Origin of the sequence: Spiroplasma endosymbiont of Tipula paludosa, from assembly GCF_964264785.1 — a bacterium.
Classification (GTDB): domain Bacteria; phylum Bacillota_I; class Bacilli_A; order Mycoplasmatales; family Nriv7; genus Nriv7.
The window spans coordinates 300,587-321,951 of record NZ_OZ183484.1; the positions used below are offsets into that span (position 1 = coordinate 300,587).

The 21,365-nt window shown below is 25.1% G+C and carries 26 protein-coding genes, 1 tRNA gene and 2 pseudogenes; 17 read left to right on the forward strand and 12 right to left on the reverse strand.

Annotated elements, in window-relative coordinates; genetic code table 4:
* The first annotated feature begins 87 nt into the window (after positions 1 to 87).
* The 3 genes from ACFEL5_RS01780 (at position 88) to ACFEL5_RS01790 (ending at position 1,798) form a co-directional block, all read left to right on the forward strand.
* Positions 88 to 312 (forward strand): hypothetical protein, encoded by a 225-nt coding sequence (locus ACFEL5_RS01780; RefSeq protein WP_375315559.1) that lies wholly within the window; start codon positions 88 to 90, stop codon positions 310 to 312.
* A gap of 37 nt (positions 313 to 349) precedes the next feature.
* Positions 350 to 472, forward strand: coding sequence for a hypothetical protein (locus tag ACFEL5_RS01785; RefSeq protein WP_375315448.1), 123 nt, complete (start codon positions 350 to 352; stop codon positions 470 to 472).
* A gap of 381 nt (positions 473 to 853) precedes the next feature.
* Positions 854 to 1,798 (forward strand): IS30 family transposase, encoded by a 945-nt coding sequence (locus ACFEL5_RS01790; RefSeq protein ID WP_338966716.1) that lies wholly within the window; start codon positions 854 to 856, stop codon positions 1,796 to 1,798.
* Here the strand turns inward: ACFEL5_RS01790 and ACFEL5_RS01795 are convergent.
* A complete protein-coding gene (locus ACFEL5_RS01795) occupies positions 1,782 to 1,985 on the reverse strand; it encodes a hypothetical protein (RefSeq protein ID WP_375315560.1) in 204 nt (67 codons plus the stop codon). The genes ACFEL5_RS01790 and ACFEL5_RS01795 overlap by 17 nt on opposite strands.
* A gap of 54 nt (positions 1,986 to 2,039) precedes the next feature.
* Between ACFEL5_RS01795 and ACFEL5_RS01800 the strand changes: the two genes are divergently transcribed.
* Complete coding sequence (locus ACFEL5_RS01800) at positions 2,040 to 2,432, forward strand: transposase family protein (protein WP_375315019.1); 393 nt, start codon at positions 2,040 to 2,042, stop codon at positions 2,430 to 2,432.
* A 59-nt stretch (positions 2,433 to 2,491) separates the two neighbouring features.
* Entirely contained in the window at positions 2,492 to 2,857 is a 366-nt protein-coding gene (locus tag ACFEL5_RS01805; RefSeq protein WP_342224590.1) for a transposase family protein, read from the forward strand.
* Between the two features lie 6 nt (positions 2,858 to 2,863).
* Here the strand turns inward: ACFEL5_RS01805 and ACFEL5_RS01810 are convergent, their stop codons facing one another.
* Both ACFEL5_RS01810 and ACFEL5_RS01815 read right to left on the reverse strand, forming a co-directional pair.
* Complete coding sequence (locus ACFEL5_RS01810; RefSeq protein ID WP_375315561.1) at positions 2,864 to 4,042, reverse strand: Mbov_0401 family ICE element transposase-like protein; 1,179 nt, start codon at positions 4,040 to 4,042, stop codon at positions 2,864 to 2,866.
* A 283-nt stretch (positions 4,043 to 4,325) separates the two neighbouring features.
* Positions 4,326 to 4,544, reverse strand: coding sequence for a transposase family protein (locus ACFEL5_RS01815; RefSeq protein ID WP_375315562.1), 219 nt, complete (start codon positions 4,542 to 4,544; stop codon positions 4,326 to 4,328).
* A 122-nt stretch (positions 4,545 to 4,666) separates the two neighbouring features.
* On the opposite strand from ACFEL5_RS01815, the gene ACFEL5_RS01820 reads away from it, so the two are divergent.
* Entirely contained in the window at positions 4,667 to 5,473 is an 807-nt protein-coding gene (locus tag ACFEL5_RS01820) for a phosphotransferase (protein ID WP_375315563.1), read from the forward strand.
* Between the two features lie 3 nt (positions 5,474 to 5,476).
* Here ACFEL5_RS01820 and ACFEL5_RS01825 read toward each other — a convergent pair whose 3' ends face one another.
* The 3 genes from ACFEL5_RS01825 to ACFEL5_RS01835 form a co-directional block, all read right to left on the reverse strand.
* Positions 5,477 to 5,893, reverse strand: a complete 417-nt coding sequence (locus tag ACFEL5_RS01825; protein WP_338981339.1) for a DxFTY motif-containing membrane protein — start codon at positions 5,891 to 5,893, stop codon at positions 5,477 to 5,479.
* 72 nt (positions 5,894 to 5,965) lie between these two features.
* Positions 5,966 to 6,039, reverse strand: a tRNA-Gly gene (locus tag ACFEL5_RS01830).
* A 247-nt stretch (positions 6,040 to 6,286) separates the two neighbouring features.
* Entirely contained in the window at positions 6,287 to 6,463 is a 177-nt protein-coding gene (locus ACFEL5_RS01835; RefSeq protein ID WP_375315564.1) for a hypothetical protein, read from the reverse strand.
* A 58-nt stretch (positions 6,464 to 6,521) separates the two neighbouring features.
* Here ACFEL5_RS01835 and ACFEL5_RS01840 point away from each other — a divergent pair, with 58 nt between their 5' ends.
* Both ACFEL5_RS01840 and ACFEL5_RS01845 read left to right on the forward strand, forming a co-directional pair.
* Complete coding sequence (locus ACFEL5_RS01840; RefSeq protein ID WP_338966716.1) at positions 6,522 to 7,466, forward strand: IS30 family transposase; 945 nt, start codon at positions 6,522 to 6,524, stop codon at positions 7,464 to 7,466.
* Positions 7,467 to 7,485: 19 nt separating this feature from the next.
* On the forward strand, positions 7,486 to 9,486 hold the full coding sequence (locus ACFEL5_RS01845) for an ETX/MTX2 family pore-forming toxin (RefSeq protein WP_375315565.1): 2,001 nt from the start codon (positions 7,486 to 7,488) through the stop codon (positions 9,484 to 9,486).
* A 103-nt stretch (positions 9,487 to 9,589) separates the two neighbouring features.
* On the opposite strand, the gene ACFEL5_RS01850 is transcribed toward ACFEL5_RS01845, so the two are convergent.
* The 4 genes from ACFEL5_RS01850 to ACFEL5_RS01865 all read right to left on the reverse strand — a co-directional run bounded on the left by ACFEL5_RS01850 (position 9,590) and on the right by ACFEL5_RS01865 (position 11,898).
* A complete protein-coding gene (locus ACFEL5_RS01850; RefSeq protein ID WP_375315566.1) occupies positions 9,590 to 10,054 on the reverse strand; it encodes an integrase core domain-containing protein in 465 nt (154 codons plus the stop codon).
* A gap of 19 nt (positions 10,055 to 10,073) precedes the next feature.
* Positions 10,074 to 11,018, reverse strand: a complete 945-nt coding sequence (locus ACFEL5_RS01855; protein ID WP_338966716.1) for an IS30 family transposase — start codon at positions 11,016 to 11,018, stop codon at positions 10,074 to 10,076.
* Between the two features lie 90 nt (positions 11,019 to 11,108).
* Positions 11,109 to 11,489: a hypothetical protein gene (locus ACFEL5_RS01860; protein ID WP_375315567.1), complete on the reverse strand. Its 381-nt coding sequence runs from the start codon at positions 11,487 to 11,489 to the stop codon at positions 11,109 to 11,111.
* A 247-nt stretch (positions 11,490 to 11,736) separates the two neighbouring features.
* Positions 11,737 to 11,898: a hypothetical protein gene (locus ACFEL5_RS01865; protein ID WP_375315198.1), complete on the reverse strand. Its 162-nt coding sequence runs from the start codon at positions 11,896 to 11,898 to the stop codon at positions 11,737 to 11,739.
* 175 nt (positions 11,899 to 12,073) lie between these two features.
* Here ACFEL5_RS01865 and ACFEL5_RS01870 point away from each other — a divergent pair, with 175 nt between their 5' ends.
* Positions 12,074 to 12,736, forward strand: a complete 663-nt coding sequence (locus tag ACFEL5_RS01870; protein WP_375315199.1) for an IS30 family transposase — start codon at positions 12,074 to 12,076, stop codon at positions 12,734 to 12,736.
* Here the strand turns inward: ACFEL5_RS01870 and ACFEL5_RS01875 are convergent.
* Both ACFEL5_RS01875 and ACFEL5_RS01880 read right to left on the reverse strand, forming a co-directional pair.
* Positions 12,720 to 13,664, reverse strand: a complete 945-nt coding sequence (locus ACFEL5_RS01875) for an IS30 family transposase (protein WP_338966716.1) — start codon at positions 13,662 to 13,664, stop codon at positions 12,720 to 12,722. The two genes, ACFEL5_RS01870 and ACFEL5_RS01875, sit on opposite strands and share 17 nt — an antisense overlap.
* A 179-nt stretch (positions 13,665 to 13,843) precedes the next feature.
* Positions 13,844 to 14,311: an IS30 family transposase gene (locus ACFEL5_RS01880; protein WP_375315200.1), complete on the reverse strand. Its 468-nt coding sequence runs from the start codon at positions 14,309 to 14,311 to the stop codon at positions 13,844 to 13,846.
* 359 nt (positions 14,312 to 14,670) lie between these two features.
* Here ACFEL5_RS01880 and ACFEL5_RS01885 point away from each other — a divergent pair.
* From ACFEL5_RS01885 to rimM, 8 genes and pseudogenes are all read left to right on the forward strand, one after another.
* A pseudogene (locus tag ACFEL5_RS01885) lies at positions 14,671 to 14,967 on the forward strand (phosphopyruvate hydratase); the annotation flags it as partial.
* A 145-nt stretch (positions 14,968 to 15,112) separates the two neighbouring features.
* Positions 15,113 to 16,126, forward strand: a pseudogene (gene eno, locus ACFEL5_RS01890) (phosphopyruvate hydratase); the annotation flags it as partial.
* 300 nt (positions 16,127 to 16,426) lie between these two features.
* Entirely contained in the window at positions 16,427 to 17,356 is a 930-nt protein-coding gene (gene pfkA / locus ACFEL5_RS01895; protein ID WP_342189813.1) for a 6-phosphofructokinase, read from the forward strand.
* 47 nt (positions 17,357 to 17,403) lie between these two features.
* Positions 17,404 to 18,366 (forward strand): ABC transporter ATP-binding protein, encoded by a 963-nt coding sequence (locus tag ACFEL5_RS01900; RefSeq protein ID WP_342262586.1) that lies wholly within the window; start codon positions 17,404 to 17,406, stop codon positions 18,364 to 18,366.
* Positions 18,367 to 18,554: 188 nt separating this feature from the next.
* A complete protein-coding gene (locus tag ACFEL5_RS01905) occupies positions 18,555 to 19,499 on the forward strand; it encodes an IS30 family transposase (RefSeq protein WP_375315118.1) in 945 nt (314 codons plus the stop codon).
* Positions 19,500 to 20,193: 694 nt separating this feature from the next.
* Positions 20,194 to 20,592, forward strand: coding sequence for a 30S ribosomal protein S16 (gene rpsP, locus ACFEL5_RS01910; RefSeq protein WP_375315201.1), 399 nt, complete (start codon positions 20,194 to 20,196; stop codon positions 20,590 to 20,592).
* Between the two features lie 16 nt (positions 20,593 to 20,608).
* Positions 20,609 to 20,857: a KH domain-containing protein gene (locus tag ACFEL5_RS01915; protein WP_338967265.1), complete on the forward strand. Its 249-nt coding sequence runs from the start codon at positions 20,609 to 20,611 to the stop codon at positions 20,855 to 20,857.
* Positions 20,857 to 21,363: a ribosome maturation factor RimM gene (gene rimM, locus ACFEL5_RS01920; RefSeq protein ID WP_342189927.1), complete on the forward strand. Its 507-nt coding sequence runs from the start codon at positions 20,857 to 20,859 to the stop codon at positions 21,361 to 21,363. The genes ACFEL5_RS01915 and rimM overlap by 1 nt, the downstream gene beginning before the upstream one ends.
* Positions 21,364 to 21,365 lie beyond the last annotated feature (2 nt).

The following is a 21,365-nucleotide window of genomic DNA, read 5'->3' on the forward strand; positions in this document are numbered from 1 at the left end:
ATCATGAAATTTTTATATGAAATCTTTTGCAATTTTATTTACTTGCACTTACAAGTATAATTCAGCAATTTAAATACTGAGAAAGGTTTGATAAAGCTTCAACCACCGCGTTATTTTGACCGACTTTATGAGAAGCAGAATGCTGAACATTTAGAAGCAATAAAAAAAAATCGCATTGTTAATGCGAAATTTAATTTAACTGCTTCTGTTCAAGAAGCTGGTGTTGGATATGTCAAACTATTGGGTAATAAAGACCATATCCTTCATGAGAGAGTTAAAAGTTTAAAGCGTATTGTCAAAGATAACAAATAGCTTTAATATATTATTACACATAAGGAGGTAATATAAAATGGCATTTCGTAAAAAAGTTAATAATACTAAAGCACATCGTCGTTATTTGAGCAATACTGCAAAAACTGTTCGTGCTGCTAATCTATTTCGTTCCACATCTCGTGGTGGAATAAGATTCTAATTTAATATATATATTATGGGTCTTTTAATTTTAATTACTCTTATAGTTATAATTGTTATATTAGACTTGGTACATAACCTTTAATTTTATCTACTATTTTGATAATTATTTTTTAGATGAAATACAAATGTTAGATAAATACAAAGATAAAAATGAATTTTATAGTTTAGTCGGCATAAAATGTTATAGTTATGTACCAAGTCTATTAAAGAAAATTTCTAAAAAATAGAATCTTAAAAAAGAAATTATTTAAAATAATTTCTTTTTTTATGTGCTGAATTATACTTGTAAGTGCAAGTAAATAAAATTGCAAAAGATTTCATATAAAAATTTCATGATGCTAAGTTTATTTTAGAAAAAGTAAATTTAAGGAGTTTTTATATGGGATACAAACATCTTGGCATAGATGAAAGAATTTATATTGAGAATCAATTGAAATTTAAAGTAAAAATTAGTGAAATAGCTAAAAATCTTAATCGAAGTATTAGTACTATTAATCGAGAAGTTAATAGAAATAAAGATAATAATCATTATTTTTCATTAATTGCACAAAATAAAGCAGAAAATAGAAAACAATTACATGTTTATTTTCATAAATTTAAAAATAGAGAATTAGTAAAATATGTACAACAAAAATTATTATTAGGTTGATCGCCTGAACAAATTTATGGCAGAATTAAAAATTTTCATCAAGAATGAATTATTAGTTTTAAAACAATTTACAATTGAATTTATTCTGGATTACTTGAAAAGGTTACTAGTAAAAATTTAAGAAGAAAAGGTAAGAAACGAAAATCTCAAGAAAATCGGGGTAAATTTAATGGTAAATCCATTAAAGAACGAAATGTTAATAATCGCATAACTCTTGGCCATTGAGAAGGTGATACTGTAGTATCATCACGAGGTAAAAGTAAATCATGTTTAATAACTTTAGTTGAAAGAACATCAAGATTTACTTTAGCAATATTAGTTGAAAATAGAACTACTAAAGTTATTAACAAAAATATTAGTCATTATTTATCAATTCTTCCAAATAATCTTGTTAAGACTATAACATTTGATAGGGGTAAAGAATTTGCTAATTGACAACAACTTGAAAAAAATTTAAATGTGAAAATTTATTTTGCTGATGCATATTCACCTTGACAAAGAGGTACTAATGAAAATACTAATGGTTTAATTAGAGAAAAATTTCCTAAAAAATTTAATTTTTCAAACACTACTAAAAATGCAGTTCATAAATTTATATTGTCTTTAAACCAAAGACCAAGAAAAATACTAAATTATCTTTCGCCAATCGAATATTTGGTTAGAAAAATAATTTAGTTGCACTTAACTTTACAATTTGGCACTTAAATCTATTATATTTATTTGTTACAGCATTACCTTTATAGTTAATTCAACTATCATCATTTTTATTATTATATTTATTTCATAATGAATTTTTATATATTTCTTTTCTGATTTCTATTTCTGAATTAATATTTTCATTAATGTAATAGACTTGGTACATAACCTTTAATTTTATCTACTATTTTGATAATATTATTTACTAGGTGAAGTACAAATGTTAGATAAATACAAAGACGAAAATGAATTTTATAGTCTAATAGGCATAAAATATAAAACTTTCATGAAAATGGTAGAAATTTTAAAAGAAGCTAAAGCTAAACAAAAACAAATTGGTGGTAGACCAAATAAATTATCAATAGAGCAAAGATTACTTATGACTTTAGAATACTGAAAAGAATATAGTACATATCGTATTATTGCAAAAAAATATAATATTAGTCATGTTAGTTGTATTCGTAATATCTTTTGAGTTGAAAATACTCTAATAAAAAATAGTCACTTTCATATACCTGGCAAAAAGATATTATTGGAACATAAAGTTACTAATAATAATTTATTAGCAATTGATGCTACAGAAATTCCAATTGAAAGAATTAAAAAAAACTAAAATTATTATTTTCTGGTAAGAAAAGGCAACATTCATTAAAATCACAAATAATTATTGATTTATTTAACAATAAAATTATTTCAGTAGATTTTTGTTATGGCAGTATTCATGATTATAAGTTATTTTTAAAATCAAATACACTTATAAATCCAAAATTAGAATTAATTGCCGATTCAGGCTATCAAGGTTTGCAAAATGTTCATAAAAATACATTATTGCCAATTAAAAAGAGTAAAAATAATCCCTTAAATCCAGATAAAAAGGAATATAATAGCTTTTTAAGTAAAGTTAGAATTGCCATTGAACATGTTTTTGCTAGATTAAAAAGATTTAAAATACTAGTTTATCGTTATCGCAATAAGATTAGAAGATTTGGATTACGATTTAACTTAATTTCAGGAATATATAATTTTGAATTAAGCTAGTTATAGTTATGTACCAAGTCTAATGTAATGTAATACATTTAATTTGTTTAAATTTGCCATTCTTAAATGTAATAGATTATTTAAATTTTTATGATTATATATTTTCGCCCCATATCCTAATTGTTGTTTTACCAAATGTGATACATCACTTTCAATGCTACAACCGATATTTCATTCTAAATTTTGATGATGAATACCATGCTTGTTGTTTTCGAAATAATTACTCGCCCTCCTTAAATTTTTTTTAATGTCTTTATTTAATTCATTTTTAGCACCATTGCGAATGTTTTTGATTAATTCTTGATGATTACCATTTTTATATAATTCAATTCAACTATTTAGTGTTACTTTGCGATTTTCAAAAATAATATTAAATGCCGTTTGTTTTAATTTTTTAATAGCGTGATACCCATCTAAAATATATCTAACATTACCAAAACTATTGGCAATTTCTCTAATTCAAGTAGCGCCATCGCCACAAACAATTATTTTGTCATAATTAATATTCACATAATGTTTTTGTAATTCTCTAATTAATAAGTCACGATAATCCATCGTATTTATTCGTTTACCAACTTTTAACATTAGAAAATGACCTCGTTTGTTTTCTAATTCTCTACGAGCATTTTTGTCGTTTTTTTCTTTATGTCCGGTGTGAAAAGTAACTAAACGAATTCTTTGGTCTTGTTTAACTTTATGGTCTAATGTCGCTAAAAATGTCTCATCTAGTTGAATATATAAATCCTTACTTTTGACATCAATTCTATTTTTAGTTTCTTTTTCTGCTAGTTGAAAATATTCGGCAATATCGTATTTATTTAAAATATTTGAAATACTAGCTTTTGAAATATAACAATGATTTAGAGCGTCTAAAACATCGCGATACCGCTTACCATCACCCAGAAGACTTAAAACTTTAAATTGGACATCAAAATAAATGCGTTGTTTGGGTAATAGACCAATTTCTTTGTCTAACAAACATACATATTCAAATTTACCTGATTTTTTATTTCAATATTTATATCGGCGTCGTTTAAAATTAACATCACCAAAAATTGTAATAATTGTTCTTGATGCAAAATGAACTACTTTATAACCTTGTTTTAAGCGATAATGATATTTATATAAGTATTCATCTAATTTTTCGTATTCATTAGCTAGTTGTTCGCATTTATTGGTGTACATATTTTTATGGGTTGTAAATAAGTTTAATCAATGCTTATTTTCCGGGGTTTTTACATTAGACTTGGTACATAACTATAACATTTTATGCCGACTAAACTATAAAATTCATTTTTATCTTTGTATTTATCTAACATTTGTATTTCATCTAAAAAATAATTATCAAAATAGTAGATAAAATTAAAGGTTATGTACCAAGTCTTTTGTATTTATCTAACATTTGTATTTCATCTAAAAAATAATTATCAAAATAGTAGATAAAATTAAAGGTTATGTACCAAGTCTATTATATTTTTTTTGCAATAATACGATATGTACTATATTCTTTTCAGTATTCTAAAGTCATAAGTAATCTTTGCTCTATTGATAATTTATTTGGTCTACCACCAATTTGTTTTTGTTTAGCTTTAGCTTCTTTTAAAATTTCTACCATTTTCATGAAAGTTTTATATTTTATGCCTATTAGACTATAAAATTCATTTTCGTCTTTGTATTTATCTAACATTTGTACTTCACCTAGTAAATAATATTATCAAAATAGTAGATAAAATTAAAGGTTATGTACCAAGTCTAATATATTTATTCATTGTCATTATATAATAAAATTAATTACTTGGGAGGTATGATATGAAAATAAATTGAACTAAAGCAAAATTAACAAAATATGGTTTAACAAATATTAATTATTCTTATTTAGATTATATTATTCATAAATCACAACCATTTTGTGATATTTTCTTAGACCATAAAACTGAACAACTAGTTTTACCATTAGTTAAAAATATTAATGTTCCGGTTATTGATTATTTTCAAAATGATAAATATTTCTTTTATATTACTAAACATATTAAAGATGCTTTAAATTTAACGCAAATTAAAATAACTCCTTCATTAGTTAAGAAAATTGCTCATCTTATTAAAGATTTACATCAAATAGAAATTCCTACAACTATTAAAACTTGAAACTGAAAATCACAATTAGAACTATTTAAAGGACTTGTAAATACTTCCCAACAAAATTTAACTAGTGATGAACAAAAAATAATTAATTTTTTTACTAACTATGAACCCCAAGAATTAAAACTTTGCCATAATGACTTAGTTCCTGGCAATATTTTAATTACTAAGCAACAAATTTATATTATTGACTATGAATATGCAATGAAAAACGACCCCTTATTTGATATTGCTTCTTTTATTAGCGAAACTATTTATCGTAATAACAATTTAATTAATCATTTTTTACACGAATTTAGTTTAACAATAACTGATGTTAAAACGATTTGATGATGAATTCAATATCAAAACCTAATTTGATGCTATTGAGCCAATTACCTATGAGAACAAACTTCATCATCAATCTATCAAGAAATATTAAATGATAAATACGAAGAGTTACAAAAAGGTTGAACAAATGACTTATTATTTATTTAGTTATTATTCTTTATAAAAATAATTTGTAATTGTCATCACAATAATTGTCATCACTAAAGTTCCTAAAATAGCTAATGAGATGGCAATAATAAAGCGTCAAAAAACTGATAATAATCATAAACTAGTTAAATATAACACAACAAATTCTAACATCACAATAATACTATAAATAAACTGTTCTTGTTGATGATAACCACATAAAAAACAAACTAATGTTGTAATAAAAGCATATAGTAGCATTCCCATTCCAATTAAAAACATATATCCAAAAGCAATACTATCTTTAAAATTCAATTTTAATAAATTTAATTGCGGATCTAAAAGTAATCAAATCATCAACCCAGGGATTAGTGCTTGCCACAAAACAAAAAAAATACTTCTTAACTTATTATCACTTCGCATCTTTTCACTACTTAACATCACTATTTCCTCACTCTCATGAATTATACAACAAAAAACTAGACTTCTAAAAGTCTAGTTTTATTTATCTAATGGAGCGAGTGATGGGAATCGAACCCACACAATCAGCTTGGAAGGCTGAAGTTCTACCATTAAACTACACTCGCATAATGTAAGTTCATTACAAAATATATCACATTTAAAAATAAGAAGCAATAAGTTTTACTAAAAAATCTGTAATATACCACAGACTTATGACAAGCACAAGAGGGTTTTTAAAAAAGGGATGATAAATTTAAAATAATGCAAAAAAATTTTTAAAATGGTTTATAATTAGATTCCAAGGCAAAGAGACTGTAGATTAATTTTTGGAGAAAGGAAAAGGTGTTGTAAATTTTATTAATTAATAAAAACTTACGAAAAGGATTTGATTAATATGAAAAAATTACTAGCAATGTTAACAACAATTACAAGCTTATCGAGCATAACACCAATAGTCTTGGCGAACGCCTCAGCAGAAATACCAGAAAATAAAATAATAGCTGAATTATACTTGTAAGTGCAAGTAAATAAAATTGCAAAAGATTTCATATAAAAATTTCATGATGCTAAGTTTATTTTAGAAAAAGTAAATTTAAGGAGTTTTTATATGGGATACAAACATCTTGGCATAGATGAAAGAATTTATATTGAGAATCAATTGAAATTTAAAGTAAAAATTAGTGAAATAGCTAAAAATCTTAATCGAAGTATTAGTACTATTAATCGAGAAGTTAATAGAAATAAAGATAATAATCATTATTTTTCATTAATTGCACAAAATAAAGCAGAAAATAGAAAACAATTACATGTTTATTTTCATAAATTTAAAAATAGAGAATTAGTAAAATATGTACAACAAAAATTATTATTAGGTTGATCGCCTGAACAAATTTATGGCAGAATTAAAAATTTTCATCAAGAATGAATTATTAGTTTTAAAACAATTTACAATTGAATTTATTCTGGATTACTTGAAAAGGTTACTAGTAAAAATTTAAGAAGAAAAGGTAAGAAACGAAAATCTCAAGAAAATCGGGGTAAATTTAATGGTAAATCCATTAAAGAACGAAATGTTAATAATCGCATAACTCTTGGCCATTGAGAAGGTGATACTGTAGTATCATCACGAGGTAAAAGTAAATCATGTTTAATAACTTTAGTTGAAAGAACATCAAGATTTACTTTAGCAATATTAGTTGAAAATAGAACTACTAAAGTTATTAACAAAAATATTAGTCATTATTTATCAATTCTTCCAAATAATCTTGTTAAGACTATAACATTTGATAGGGGTAAAGAATTTGCTAATTGACAACAACTTGAAAAAAATTTAAATGTGAAAATTTATTTTGCTGATGCATATTCACCTTGACAAAGAGGTACTAATGAAAATACTAATGGTTTAATTAGAGAAAAATTTCCTAAAAAATTTAATTTTTCAAACACTACTAAAAATGCAGTTCATAAATTTATATTGTCTTTAAACCAAAGACCAAGAAAAATACTAAATTATCTTTCGCCAATCGAATATTTGGTTAGAAAAATAATTTAGTTGCACTTAACTTTACAATTTGGCAATAAATAATGAAATTAATTATCAACAAACAAATAATGTAGAAGCTTTAAGTAGAGTTAAAAGAAGTCCAAATGATGGTGATGGAAACGATTTGTCGGCTTCTAGTGAAAATATGTATTTTCATTTTAAACCTAATTTATGAGAAGAAATTATTATAGAAAAATATAGAGTGGGCAATAATTTTGAAAATTTTAAAGAAAAATTTAAAGATATTCTTAAAGATTATTATTATAATAAAAATGATATTGGTGAATGAGATAGGAGAGTAACTTATTATTATGTTGATAAATTTGCAGAGGGGTTATGAAACAATTGAAGTACAGTAATTTCTAAATGAAGAGAATGTAGTAAACGCGAACGTATAAGAATTATAATTAATTGAAACGGGGGGTTTACTAGTGTAAATATAATAACAGAAGATACAAATTTTTATGAAAATAAATATTTAAATAAACAAATTATAAACGAAGCACTTTTAAATACAAATTTAAGTGAAATTTATGAAAGTAAAGAAACTAATATTTTAGATGCTATTAAAATAAAAAATCCTAATATAGATATTTCTCATTTATCTGTATCTGATATAACTAATAAATCTGCAAAAATTACAGTAAATTTAACCGGGAAATATAGCCCGGGTTCATGAGTAGTTGTTTATTTTGTGATTCCTGATTTATTTAATGACTTTAAAAAATGTTTAAATCCTGTTGATAATATTAATGATGAAACAATTTTAGCGGCCGCTAAACAAGCTAACCCTGATTTAGACATTACACAAATATATGTTAAAGAAAAAGTTCCAAATGGTAAATTAACAATCGCAGTAAAAGCTGACTCAAATAAATATAGTATTGATAGTTATGTTTTTTGTAGTAATTTTAAAGTTAGACAAGATTTAAATGAAATTATTACAAATACTGATTTAAATATTATTAATAATAACAACAATGCCATTTTAAACGAATTAAATTATTTAAACCTAAATTTAGATATTTCACAATTAGAAGTAGTTGAAAAAACTAATATTTCTGTTACGATACAAGCAAGAAAAGATAGTGATAAATATTTTGGTGAAAAGAAAATTTGATACATAATAAATAATCAAGAAAATAAAATTATTAATTTAAACGAACTAATTAAAAAGGGGATATTTTTAAGTTATCGAGATAAAAATCAAGGAATTACTATAAAAGAAATTAAAAATATTAATTCAGGTAATTTGATATATTCAAATGTAACAGCAACAAAAAGTATTGAACCAATATATAATCAAAATAGTAAAAACATCTGTTTTGGGACAACCACATTATTTCATAATTTACCTGAAAAACAAAAAATGAAAACGCCAAATTGTAAATATACAAAAGAAACAACCGTAAGTTCTCAAATTACAACAGGTTTAAGCAAAACTGAAGGTGAAGAGAAAAGTTCAGAACAAAGTTCAAGTTCAGATATGAAACATAATTGAAATTTTGAACTTGGTATAAGTACGACGGCTGAAGCTAATGTTTGACCTTTTGCAGGTGTATCAGCAACTATTGATAAAAAATTAGGTATCGGGGGAGAATATGGTTCTTCAAATACAAATACATCATCAGAAACAAAAACCTTAAGTAATACATTTGATTTTTCAAGTAATAAAACAAATGAATATAAAGAAGTTTCAGAAGTGGAATTACCGTCACAAGAAATTGAAGTTAACCCAAATCAAAAGATTAAGGTTACTGCTTCATTAGATGAAGTTTTAGGGCAAATAACATTAAAATTAACACAAAATATTTATGGTAACATTACTTCACAAATAACAAATACAAGCAATGAAGAAAAATCATTTGAAATTTTAATTAAAGAAATTATGCAAAAATTAAAAGAATATAATCTTTTGCCACAAGAAATTACCATAAATAATGATGATAGTATAACTTTTAATGGGAGTGCGCATAGGTCATTAAAACAAGGATTTGATGGTAATATTGAGTTTCATGAAGTAAAATAAAAATCATAAAATATTAAGTTTTTTAGGAACAATCGCTTCATAACCATAACGAGACTAATAAATTAAATATTTTGTAAAAAATAATTATTTAAACTTCTAGAAATTATTTTATTAAAAGTTTTTGTAATGTTTGAAATGGAGTTTTATTGTTTAAAGATGAATGGCGTCGTTCAAAATTATAAAAGTAATAATATTTGTTTAAATAATGTTGAAGTTCATTTTGATTTAGTTTTTTATCCTTAGAATAAAATAATTTGGTATAATGTTGATGAAATCGTTCAATCTTTCCATTGCTCTGAGGAGAACGGATTGGCGTGGTTTCGTGGACAATTACGTTCCTCGAAAGAAAGGTTGTAAAAGGCCTTTCTTTTACTTTGTATGATTTTTTATTACTTCAGTTAGTAGTAGTAAATTCTGGAGCGTTGTCAGTACGAAGGCGTTTAATGATTATGCCAAGTTCGCCGAAATCTTTCATCGCTCTTCGTGTCGCATTAATGGCATTGTTAGTTCCCAAACTATCATAAACATAACCAAATACTATGCGCGTCATTTCGTCAATAAAAGCCAAATTGTAAAGTTAAGTGCAACTAAATTATTTTTCTAACCAAATATTCGATTGGCGAAAGATAATTTAGTATTTTTCTTGGTCTTTGGTTTAAAGACAATATAAATTTATGAACTGCATTTTTAGTAGTGTTTGAAAAATTAAATTTTTTAGGAAATTTTTCTCTAATTAAACCATTAGTATTTTCATTAGTACCTCTTTGTCAAGGTGAATATGCATCAGCAAAATAAATTTTCACATTTAAATTTTTTTCAAGTTGTTGTCAATTAGCAAATTCTTTACCCCTATCAAATGTTATAGTCTTAACAAGATTATTTGGAAGAATTGATAAATAATGACTAATATTTTTGTTAATAACTTTAGTAGTTCTATTTTCAACTAATATTGCTAAAGTAAATCTTGATGTTCTTTCAACCAAAGTTATTAAACATGATTTACTTTTACCTCGTGATGATACTACAGTATCACCTTCTCAATGGCCAAGAGTTATGCGATTATTAACATTTCGTTCTTTAATGGATTTACCATTAAATTTACCCCGATTTTCTTGAGATTTTCGTTTCTTACCTTTTCTTCTTAAATTTTTACTAGTAACCTTTTCAAGTAATCCAGAATAAATTCAATTGTAAATTGTTTTAAAACTAATAATTCATTCTTGATGAAAATTTTTAATTCTGCCATAAATTTGTTCAGGCGATCAACCTAATAATAATTTTTGTTGTACATATTTTACTAATTCTCTATTTTTAAATTTATGAAAATAAACATGTAATTGTTTTCTATTTTCTGCTTTATTTTGTGCAATTAATGAAAAATAATGATTATTATCTTTATTTCTATTAACTTCTCGATTAATAGTACTAATACTTCGATTAAGATTTTTAGCTATTTCACTAATTTTTACTTTAAATTTCAATTGATTCTCAATATAAATTCTTTCATCTATGCCAAGATGTTTGTATCCCATATAAAAACTCCTTAAATTTACTTTTTCTAAAATAAACTTAGCATCATGAAATTTTTATATGAAATCTTTTGCAATTTTATTTACTTGCACTTACAAGTATAATTCAGCAAAATCATAAATGTAATATTTTTTATCAACCGGAAAATTTGATGGGGTAATGATTTTAGCATCCATTTGTAAGAGACCAATATCAGAAACTTCATAACGCTTAAAATGGCGTTTTGTTTGTTTGATTTGCTGTTTTAATTCTTTTCAACGAGGGTCGGATTTAATTCAACGATAAAAAGTTTTGATATTTTTCGGAACTTCTGAATTTTTAACAGCGTGAAAACCGATTTTTAAATTGTTAAATAAAGACCACATTCCGCCAGCTTGAAGATTTTTGTAATCAAAATATAAATCACATACTTTTTCGCGAGAATTTAAACTATATTGATAATTAATATTTTGTGGTTTTGTAGTTTTAAACAATAACAAATCTAGATTGTCAGAATAATAAGCAGTCATAATTTTTTGTGCCCAACGATAAAAAGTTTTCGTTGCATTCTTAAAATATTTTTTAATAAGTTTTGTTAAAGTAGTTTCTTCAATAGACTTGGTACATAACCTTTAATTTTATCTACTATTTTGATAATTATTTTTTAGATGAAATACAAATGTTAGATAAATACAAAGATAAAAATGAATTTTATAGTTTAGTCGGCATAAAATGTTATAGTTATGTACCAAGTCTAATATAGAAATAAGTACATAAGTTTAAATAGGCAGTAAGGCGTTTTTTAGTTTTATAGTAATAAGGATTGCGGCAATTAGCACTTAGTCAACTTTGGATTTTTGCTTTTAAATCTGCTAAATCTGCTTGAGAAATAATATATTTCATTTTAAAACTCCTTAAATTAAGAAAATCGTATTACAAAAATACGATTTTCAAGAATGGTTATTAAATTGCTGAATTATACTTGTAAGTGCAAGTAAATAAAATTGCAAAAGATTTCATATAAAAATTTCATGATGCTAAGTTTATTTTAGAAAAAGTAAATTTAAGGAGTTTTTATATGGGATACAAACATCTTGGCATAGATGAAAGAATTTATATTGAGAATCAATTGAAATTTAAAGTAAAAATTAGTGAAATAGCTAAAAATCTTAATCGAAGTATTAGTACTATTAATCGAGAAGTTAATAGAAATAAAGATAATAATCATTATTTTTCATTAATTGCACAAAATAAAGCAGAAAATAGAAAACAATTACATGTTTATTTTCATAAATTTAAAAATAGAGAATTAGTAAAATATGTACAACAAAAATTATTATTAGGTTGATCGCCTGAACAAATTTATGGCAGAATTAAAAATTTTCATCAAGAATGAATTATTAGTTTTAAAACAATTTACAATTGAATTTATTCTGGATTACTTGAAAAGGTTACTAGTAAAAATTTAAGAAGAAAAGGTAAGAAACGAAAATCTCAAGAAAATCGGGGTAAATTTAATGGTAAATCCATTAAAGAACGAAATGTTAATAATCGCATAACTCTTGGCCATTGAGAAGGTGATACTGTAGTATCATCACGAGGTAAAAGTAAATCATGTTTAATAACTTTAGTTGAAAGAACATCAAGATTTACTTTAGCAATATTAGTTGAAAATAGAACTACTAAAGTTATTAACAAAAGCCAAATTGTAAAGTTAAGTGCAACTAAATTATTTTTCTAACCAAATATTCGATTGGCGAAAGATAATTTAGTATTTTTCTTGGTCTTTGGTTTAAAGACAATATAAATTTATGAACTGCATTTTTAGTAGTGTTTGAAAAATTAAATTTTTTAGGAAATTTTTCTCTAATTAAACCATTAGTATTTTCATTAGTACCTCTTTGTCAAGGTGAATATGCATCAGCAAAATAAATTTTCACATTTAAATTTTTTTCAAGTTGTTGTCAATTAGCAAATTCTTTACCCCTATCAAATGTTATAGTCTTAACAAGATTATTTGGAAGAATTGATAAATAATGACTAATATTTTTGTTAATAACTTTAGTAGTTCTATTTTCAACTAATATTGCTAAAGTAAATCTTGATGTTCTTTCAACTAAAGTTATTAAACATGATTTACTTTTACCTCGTGATGATACTACAGTATCACCTTCTCAATGGCCAAGAGTTATGCGATTATTAACATTTCGTTCTTTAATGGATTTACCATTAAATTTACCCCGATTTTCTTGAGATTTTCGTTTCTTACCTTTTCTTCTTAAATTTTTACTAGTAACCTTTTCAAGTAATCCAGAATAAATTCAATTGTAAATTGTTTTAAAACTAATAATTCATTCTTGATGAAAATTTTTAATTCTGCCATAAATTTGTTCAGGCGATCAACCTAATAATAATTTTTGTTGTACATATTTTACTAATTCTCTATTTTTAAATTTATGAAAATAAACATGTAATTGTTTTCTATTTTCTGCTTTATTTTGTGCAATTAATGAAAAATAATGATTATTATCTTTATTTCTATTAACTTCTCGATTAATAGTACTAATACTTCGATTAAGATTTTTAGCTATTTCACTAATTTTTACTTTAAATTTCAATTGATTCTCAATATAAATTCTTTCATCTATGCCAAGATGTTTGTATCCCATATAAAAACTCCTTAAATTTACTTTTTCTAAAATAAACTTAGCATCATGAAATTTTTATATGAAATCTTTTGCAATTTTATTTACTTGCACTTACAAGTATAATTCAGCATCTTTGTATTTATCTAACATTTGTATTTCATCTAAAAAATAATTATCAAAATAGTAGATAAAATTAAAGGTTATGTACCAAGTCTAATGGATTTACCATTAAATTTACCCCGATTTTCTTGAGATTTTCGTTTCTTACCTTTTCTTCTTAAATTTTTACTAGTAACCTTTTCAAGTAATCCAGAATAAATTCAATTGTAAATTGTTTTAAAACTAATAATTCATTCTTGATGAAAATTTTTAATTCTGCCATAAATTTGTTCAGGCGATCAACCTAATAATAATTTTTGTTGTACATATTTTACTAATTCTCTATTTTTAAATTTATGAAAATAAACATGTAATTGTTTTCTATTTTCTGCTTTATTTTGTGCAATTAATGAAAAATAATGATTATTATCTTTATTTCTATTAACTTCTCGATTAATAGTACTAATACTTCGATTAAGATTTTTAGCTATTTCACTAATTTTTACTTTAAATTTCAATTGATTCTCAATATAAATTCTTTCATCTATGCCAAGATGTTTGTATCCCATATAAAAACTCCTTAAATTTACTTTTTCTAAAATAAACTTAGCATCATGAAATTTTTATATGAAATCTTTTGCAATTTTATTTACTTGCACTTACAAGTATAATTCAGCTAAAAAATACCTAAGAAAACTAAACGCGACCTATTTTCTGTGTGTCTTTGTCTAGTTTTTGCTATAATAGACTTGGTACATAACCTTTAATTTTATCTACTATTTTGATAATTATTTTTTAGATGAAATACAAATGTTAGATAAATACAAAGATAAAAATGAATTTTATAGTTTAGTCGGCATAAAATGTTATAGTTATGTACCAAGTCTAATATATAATATATATCTCATTTAGAGGAGGATAGTAATAGATGTCAAGAATTACAGATGTAAGAGCAATAGAAGTTTTAGATTCTCGTGGTAATCCCACAATTCAAGTGGAAGTGTGAAGTGAATTTGGTTACGGCAAAGCCTTGGTTCCGTCAGGGGCATCCACAGGTGAATTAGAAGCTTTAGAATTAAGAGATAACGATGAAAAGCGATATATGGGTAAAGGTGTTTTAAAAGCTGTTGCTAATATTAATAAAATGATTCGTGAAAAAGTAGTAGGAATGGATGTTACTAATCAACTTTTAGTTGATCAAGTGATGATTAAATTAGATGGTACAGATAATAGACTTGGTACATAACTATAACATTTTATGCCGACTAAACTATAAAATTCATTTTTATCTTTGTATTTATCTAACATTTGTATTTCATCTAAAAAATAATTATCAAAATAGTAGATAAAATTAAAGGTTATGTACCAAGTCTAATAAAGAAAAATTAGGAGCTAATGCGATTTTAGGAGTATCAATGGCAGTTATGCGTGCAGGTGCTGATGAAGTAGGTTTACCATTATATCAATATATTGGTGGTATTAATGCTAGAAAATTACCAGTACCAATGTTAAACATTATTAATGGTGGAGAACATGCAGACAACACAATTGATTTTCAAGAGTTTATGATTATGCCGGTTAGTGCTCCTGATTTTAAAGAAGCAATTAGAATGGCAGCAGAAGTATTTCATACTTTAAAGAAAATTTTACACGATGCTGGTGATACTACTTCTGTTGGTGATGAAGGTGGATTTGCTCCAAATTTAGATAATGAAGGTGCATTAGATGTTATTGTTAAAGCAATTGAAACAGCAGGATATAAAGCTGGTACGGATATTAAAATTGCAATGGATTGTGCTTCTAGCGAACTATATGATAAAGAACGAAAAATTTATGTCTTTAAAAAACTAAGCAAAAAAAGTGGCAAAGTTGTTGAAAAAACTACTGATGAAATGATTTTGTATTTAGAACAGTTAGTTAATAAATATCCGATTATTTCTATTGAAGATGGACTATCAGAACATGATTGAGATGGTTTTGTTAAATTAACAGAAAAATTAGGTAATAAAGTCCAAATTATGGGAGATGATATTTTTGTAACTAATCCTAAAATAACAAAAGAAGGTATTGAAAAGCAAGCGGCTAACTCAATTTTAATTAAAGTAAATCAAATTGGAACAATGAGTGAAACGATTGCGACGATTCAAATGGCGCAAAAAGCTAATTGAACAACAGTTGTATCACATCGTTCAGGTGAAACTGAGGATACAACTATTGCTGATTTAGCGGTCGCTTTAAACACTGGACAAATTAAAACTGGTTCAATGTCAAGAACCGATCGGATTGCTAAATATAATCGTCTCTTAACGATTGCACATGAATTAGGTGCTACTGGTGAATATGATGGAATGGAAACATTTTATAACTTAACAAAAAAATCTTAAAATCTTAAAACCTTTAAATATCTCCTAGTTAATTGGGAGATATTTTTTATTTAAGAATATTATTTCTTTAATTAGAAACGATTTTCACTCTATTCTTGCTATTGTAGTAGTAAAGGAGGTTTAACGATAAAATTAAAATTTTATTAAGGATACCTTTTTAAAAAATAACAAATTAATAGTATAGTCCCCAACTAATTAATTATTAAGGAGACAAATAGCACTTTAATAAATTAGTATATTGTGGAGAATATATTTTTGCTATAATTAAAATACTAAATATTTAGAAGGGATAAATTAAAAATGGCAAAATTGATGAAGAAAGTTGCGATATTAACTTCTGGTGGCGATGCGCCAGGAATGAACAATACGGTGGCGCAAATAATTAAAAAAGCAATAGCAAATAATATTCTGCCTTACATTGTTAGGGATGGTTATGAAGGTTTAACACAAGGTTGAATTGAAGAAACTAATGAAGACTTTGCGAGAAAAATTGTTAATCGTGGGGGAACAGCGATTGGTACTTCCCGTTATCCTGAATTTGCAAAGGAAGAAGTAAGACAACGAGCGATTAATAATTTAAAACAATTAGAAATTAATAATTTAATTGTTATTGGTGGTGATGGTAGTTATCAAGGTGCTAATAAATTAGTAGCAATGGGATTAAATTGTATTGGTTTGCCAGGAACAATAGATAATGATGTTGTATCAAGTGATTTTACTATTGGTTTTGATACGGCATTAAATACCGTTATTGAAGCAATTGACCGTGTTCGCGATACTAATGAATCTCATAATCGTTGTGGAATTATTGAAGTTATGGGTCGTTATTGTGGAGATATTGCGATGCTGGCGGGAATTGGTAGTGGTGTGGAAATTATTAGTACATCAGAAAATAAATTGACAGAAGAAGAAATTATTCAGCAAACTAAAAAATGTTATGAGAAAAAGTATCGTTCGGTAATTATTCTTGTAACGGAAAAACTGTATGATGTTCATCAATTGGCGAAAGAAGTTGAAAAAGGTAGTGGTTATGTTACGCGAGCAACAGTCTTAGGACATATTCAAAGAGGCGGTATGCCAACAGCAATGGATCGCTATTTAGCAACAATTTTAGGAACTGAAGCTATTAAGCAATTAATTGCTGGCAATACAGGGATTTGTATTGGATTAAGTGGAAATGGTTTACAAAGTTATTCTTTTACTAAAGCATTAGCAATGAAACGAAAATAAGCTGGTCGTATTCATCATTAGTCATAAAATATACAAGGAGTAAATTAATGGAAAATAATAATTATGCAATTTCTATTAGTGGATTAACCAAAAGGTTTAAAAAACAAGTTGCTGTTAATAACATTACTATTAAAGTAAAAAGTGGTAAAATTCATGGTTTTATTGGACCTAATGGTAGTGGAAAAACAACAACAATTAAATGTTTAATCGGTTCAATTATTCCTAATAGTGGTGAAATACAAATTGATGGTAAAGATGCTACGCTGTCTGTAGCTAAAGAAGTTTTAGGATATATTCCTGAAAATGCTCGTTTTCCAATGCACTTATCAACATATAAATATTTAACTTGAATGAGTTTTTTACGAGGAAACGATTGAAAAAAAAGTAAAAAGGAAGCTAAAGCATCATTAGAACAATTAAATTTATGAAAGTTTCAACGAAAAAATCCTAATAGTTTTTCTTCTGGAATGAAAAAAAAGGTATTATTAGCACAAGCTCTTATTTCTAATCCTAAAATATTAATTTTAGATGAACCAGCAGCTAATTTAGATCCAACAGCGAGAATGGAATTATTTGATGAATTAATTAAACTTCGTGATATGGGAAAAAGCATTTTGATTTCATCACATATTTTATTAGAGTTACAAAATATTATTGATGAAGTTACAATTTTAAATCATGGTAATGTTATTTACAGTGATATCATTCAAACTAAAAAACAAAATTTATATATGTTTGATCCTTTAAAACCAGAATTGTTTATTAAAGTATTAAAAAAAGCTGGTTATGATGTTCAAATAATGAATGAAAAAATTGTGGTGCAAATTAAAAATGATCAAGAATTGTTAAATATTAGTGAATTAGCGCTTGAACATAAAATTTTAATTAAATCAACACAACCGTATACAACAGACTTAACTGAGTTGTATGAACAAATTATTAAAAATGATCAACAATCAGAAATTGTGTCTAGTCATAAAAACAGTAATAAAAAGGAAGGTAAGAAGTAATGCCGATTAAAACTCAAAAAGTAACAAGTAAAAACTATAAATTTAGTTTTAGAGCGCCAATTTTGCTTTATACTTTAAATGCTGAATTATACTTGTAAGTGCAAGTAAATAAAATTGCAAAAGATTTCATATAAAAATTTCATGATGCTAAGTTTATTTTAGAAAAAGTAAATTTAAGGAGTTTTTATATGGGATACAAACATCTTGGCATAGATGAAAGAATTTATATTGAGAATCAATTGAAATTTAAAGTAAAAATTAGTGAAATAGCTAAGAATCTTAATCGAAGTATTAGTACTATTAATCGAGAAGTTAATAGAAATAAAGATAATAATCATTATTTTTCATTAATTGCACAAAATAAAGCAGAAAATAGAAAACAATTACATGTTTATTTTCATAAATTTAAAAATAGAGAATTAGTAAAATATGTACAACAAAAATTATTATTAGGTTGATCGCCTGAACAAATTTATGGCAGAATTAAAAATTTTCATCAAGAATGAATTATTAGTTTTAAAACAATTTACAATTGAATTTATTCTGGATTACTTGAAAAGGTTACTAGTAAAAATTTAAGAAGAAAAGGTAAGAAACGAAAATCTCAAGAAAATCGGGGTAAATTTAATGGTAAATCCATTAAAGAACGAAATGTTAATAATCGCATAACTCTTGGCCATTGAGAAGGTGATACTGTAGTATCATCACGAGGTAAAAGTAAATCATGTTTAATAACTTTAGTTGAAAGAACATCAAGATTTACTTTAGCAATATTAGTTGAAAATAGAACTACTAAAGTTATTAACAAAAATATTAGTCATTATTTATCAATTCTTCCAAATAATCTTGTTAAGACTATAACATTTGATAGGGGTAAAGAATTTGCTAATTGACAACAACTTGAAAAAAATTTAAATGTGAAAATTTATTTTGCTGATGCATATTCACCTTGACAAAGAGGTACTAATGAAAATACTAATGGTTTAATTAGAGAAAAATTTCCTAAAAAATTTAATTTTTCAAACACTACTAAAAATGCAGTTCATAAATTTATATTGTCTTTAAACCAAAGACCAAGAAAAATAATAAATTATCTTTCGCCAATCGAATATTTGGTTAGAAAAATAATTTAGTTGCACTTAACTTTACAATTTGGCACTTGCACTTACAAGTATAATTCAGCATAAACATAAATTATATTTTTTAAGTAGTAGTAATATTAACTGTTAAGTAGGGCGCATAAAGTTTTGTTAGGTGGGTAAAGATTTGAATAATTTTGAAAGAAAAGCAACTAAAAATTTATTACCTTTTTACTTGAAAAATAATTAATAAAACAAAATATTTAATATTAACAAACATATTCTTAATAAAAGGTTATAAAAACTAAGTAAAATGCTTATAAAAACAACATTAAAATAATTTTTTACAACAAAAATCATACATAAGAAATATATACTTAATTTGCATATTGAAATAATTTATAGTAAATGACTATTTTTTCTTTTTTAAAAAATACTTAAGAAAACTAAACGCGACCAATTAATAATTTTTCATTGTGTAAAAATTCAATAATATGATAAAATAGTAATGAATAAAAATGACAATAACAAGAAAGGTATGGTTAGTTTAGTAATTAAATAATATAATTAGCTGATTGTTTTACTTCTTCAAAGCAATACCTAAGAAAACTAAACGCGACCTGTTAAGTAAACTTACTTGACATATATATCGATTAACGATATTATTAATTATGGTTTAAAAAGATAACTAAACCAATAATAGTGAGAGGAGTACTTATATTTTATGGTTAAATTAAGACTGAAAAGGATGGGAAAAACTAAACAACCTTTTTATCGTATTGTTGCTATTGATTCTCGTATTAAAAGAGACGGTGAATATATTGAATTAATTGGAACATATGATTCTTTAAATGATTCGTTAAAAATTAATAAAGAATTAGCTTTAAAGTGATTAACCGTTGGTGCTCAACCAACTGAAACAGTTCGTAGTTTATTTGCAAAAGAAAAAATTATGCAAGCATTTCATGAATTACGACAAAAAAATAAAGCAAAGAAATCAACAGCAGAGAAAAAAGTGATTAAAAAAGAAGTTTTAGCTAAGGAAGTTAAAAACAAAGTAAATGATGATAAAAGTAGTAATTCTAAATCAACAGTTAAAGTTTCAAAAGAAGCAAAGGTTATTGATGAAAAAAATTCGAGAGAATAAATGGAGTTAGCTAATGATGAATTACATTAATACTGTTAAAATATTAATTAGTCCAATTGTTAAAGATATTAATAATATTCAAATTAGAATGTTAAATGAAAATGACAATGAATTAGAAATTCTTATTATGACTAGTGATAGTGATTTGGCAAGATTAATCGGTAAAAAAGGATTAATTATTGATTCGATTCGTCGTTTAGTTAATGTTAAGGCATCAAGAGAGCAAAAAAGAATTAAAGTATCTTTAGAGGCTTTTAACGAATAATGAAGTTTGTTAAAATTGGTAAGGTTATTAATACTCATGCTTTAAAGGGCGAAGTAAAGATTAGATGTTTAATGCCTAAATATGAGCGATTCTTTGATGCTAATCATGATATATATTTTTATGATTCTAATAATTATACTTATGAAATATTAACGGTTGTTAGTTCTAGAAGTCATAAAGGTGATCTTTTAGTTAAATTTAAAAATTATGATTATATTAATGACATTTTATTTTTAAAGACTCAAGATTTATTTCAACTTAGTAATAATCCTCATTTAGTAAATGATGACGAAGTTGAAAACTATATTGGATTACAAGTTATCAATGTTGATGATAATTCACTTATTGGTGAAGTGATTGATTACTTTATTACTAAAGCGCACGGTGTTTTTGTTATTCAAACAGTTATTGGTGAACAAAAAATGTTGGCCGATGTTTCACAGTTTATTATGAATATTCTTTGAGAACAAAATACTGTTTATGTTAAGTTAATTAATAATTGATAAAT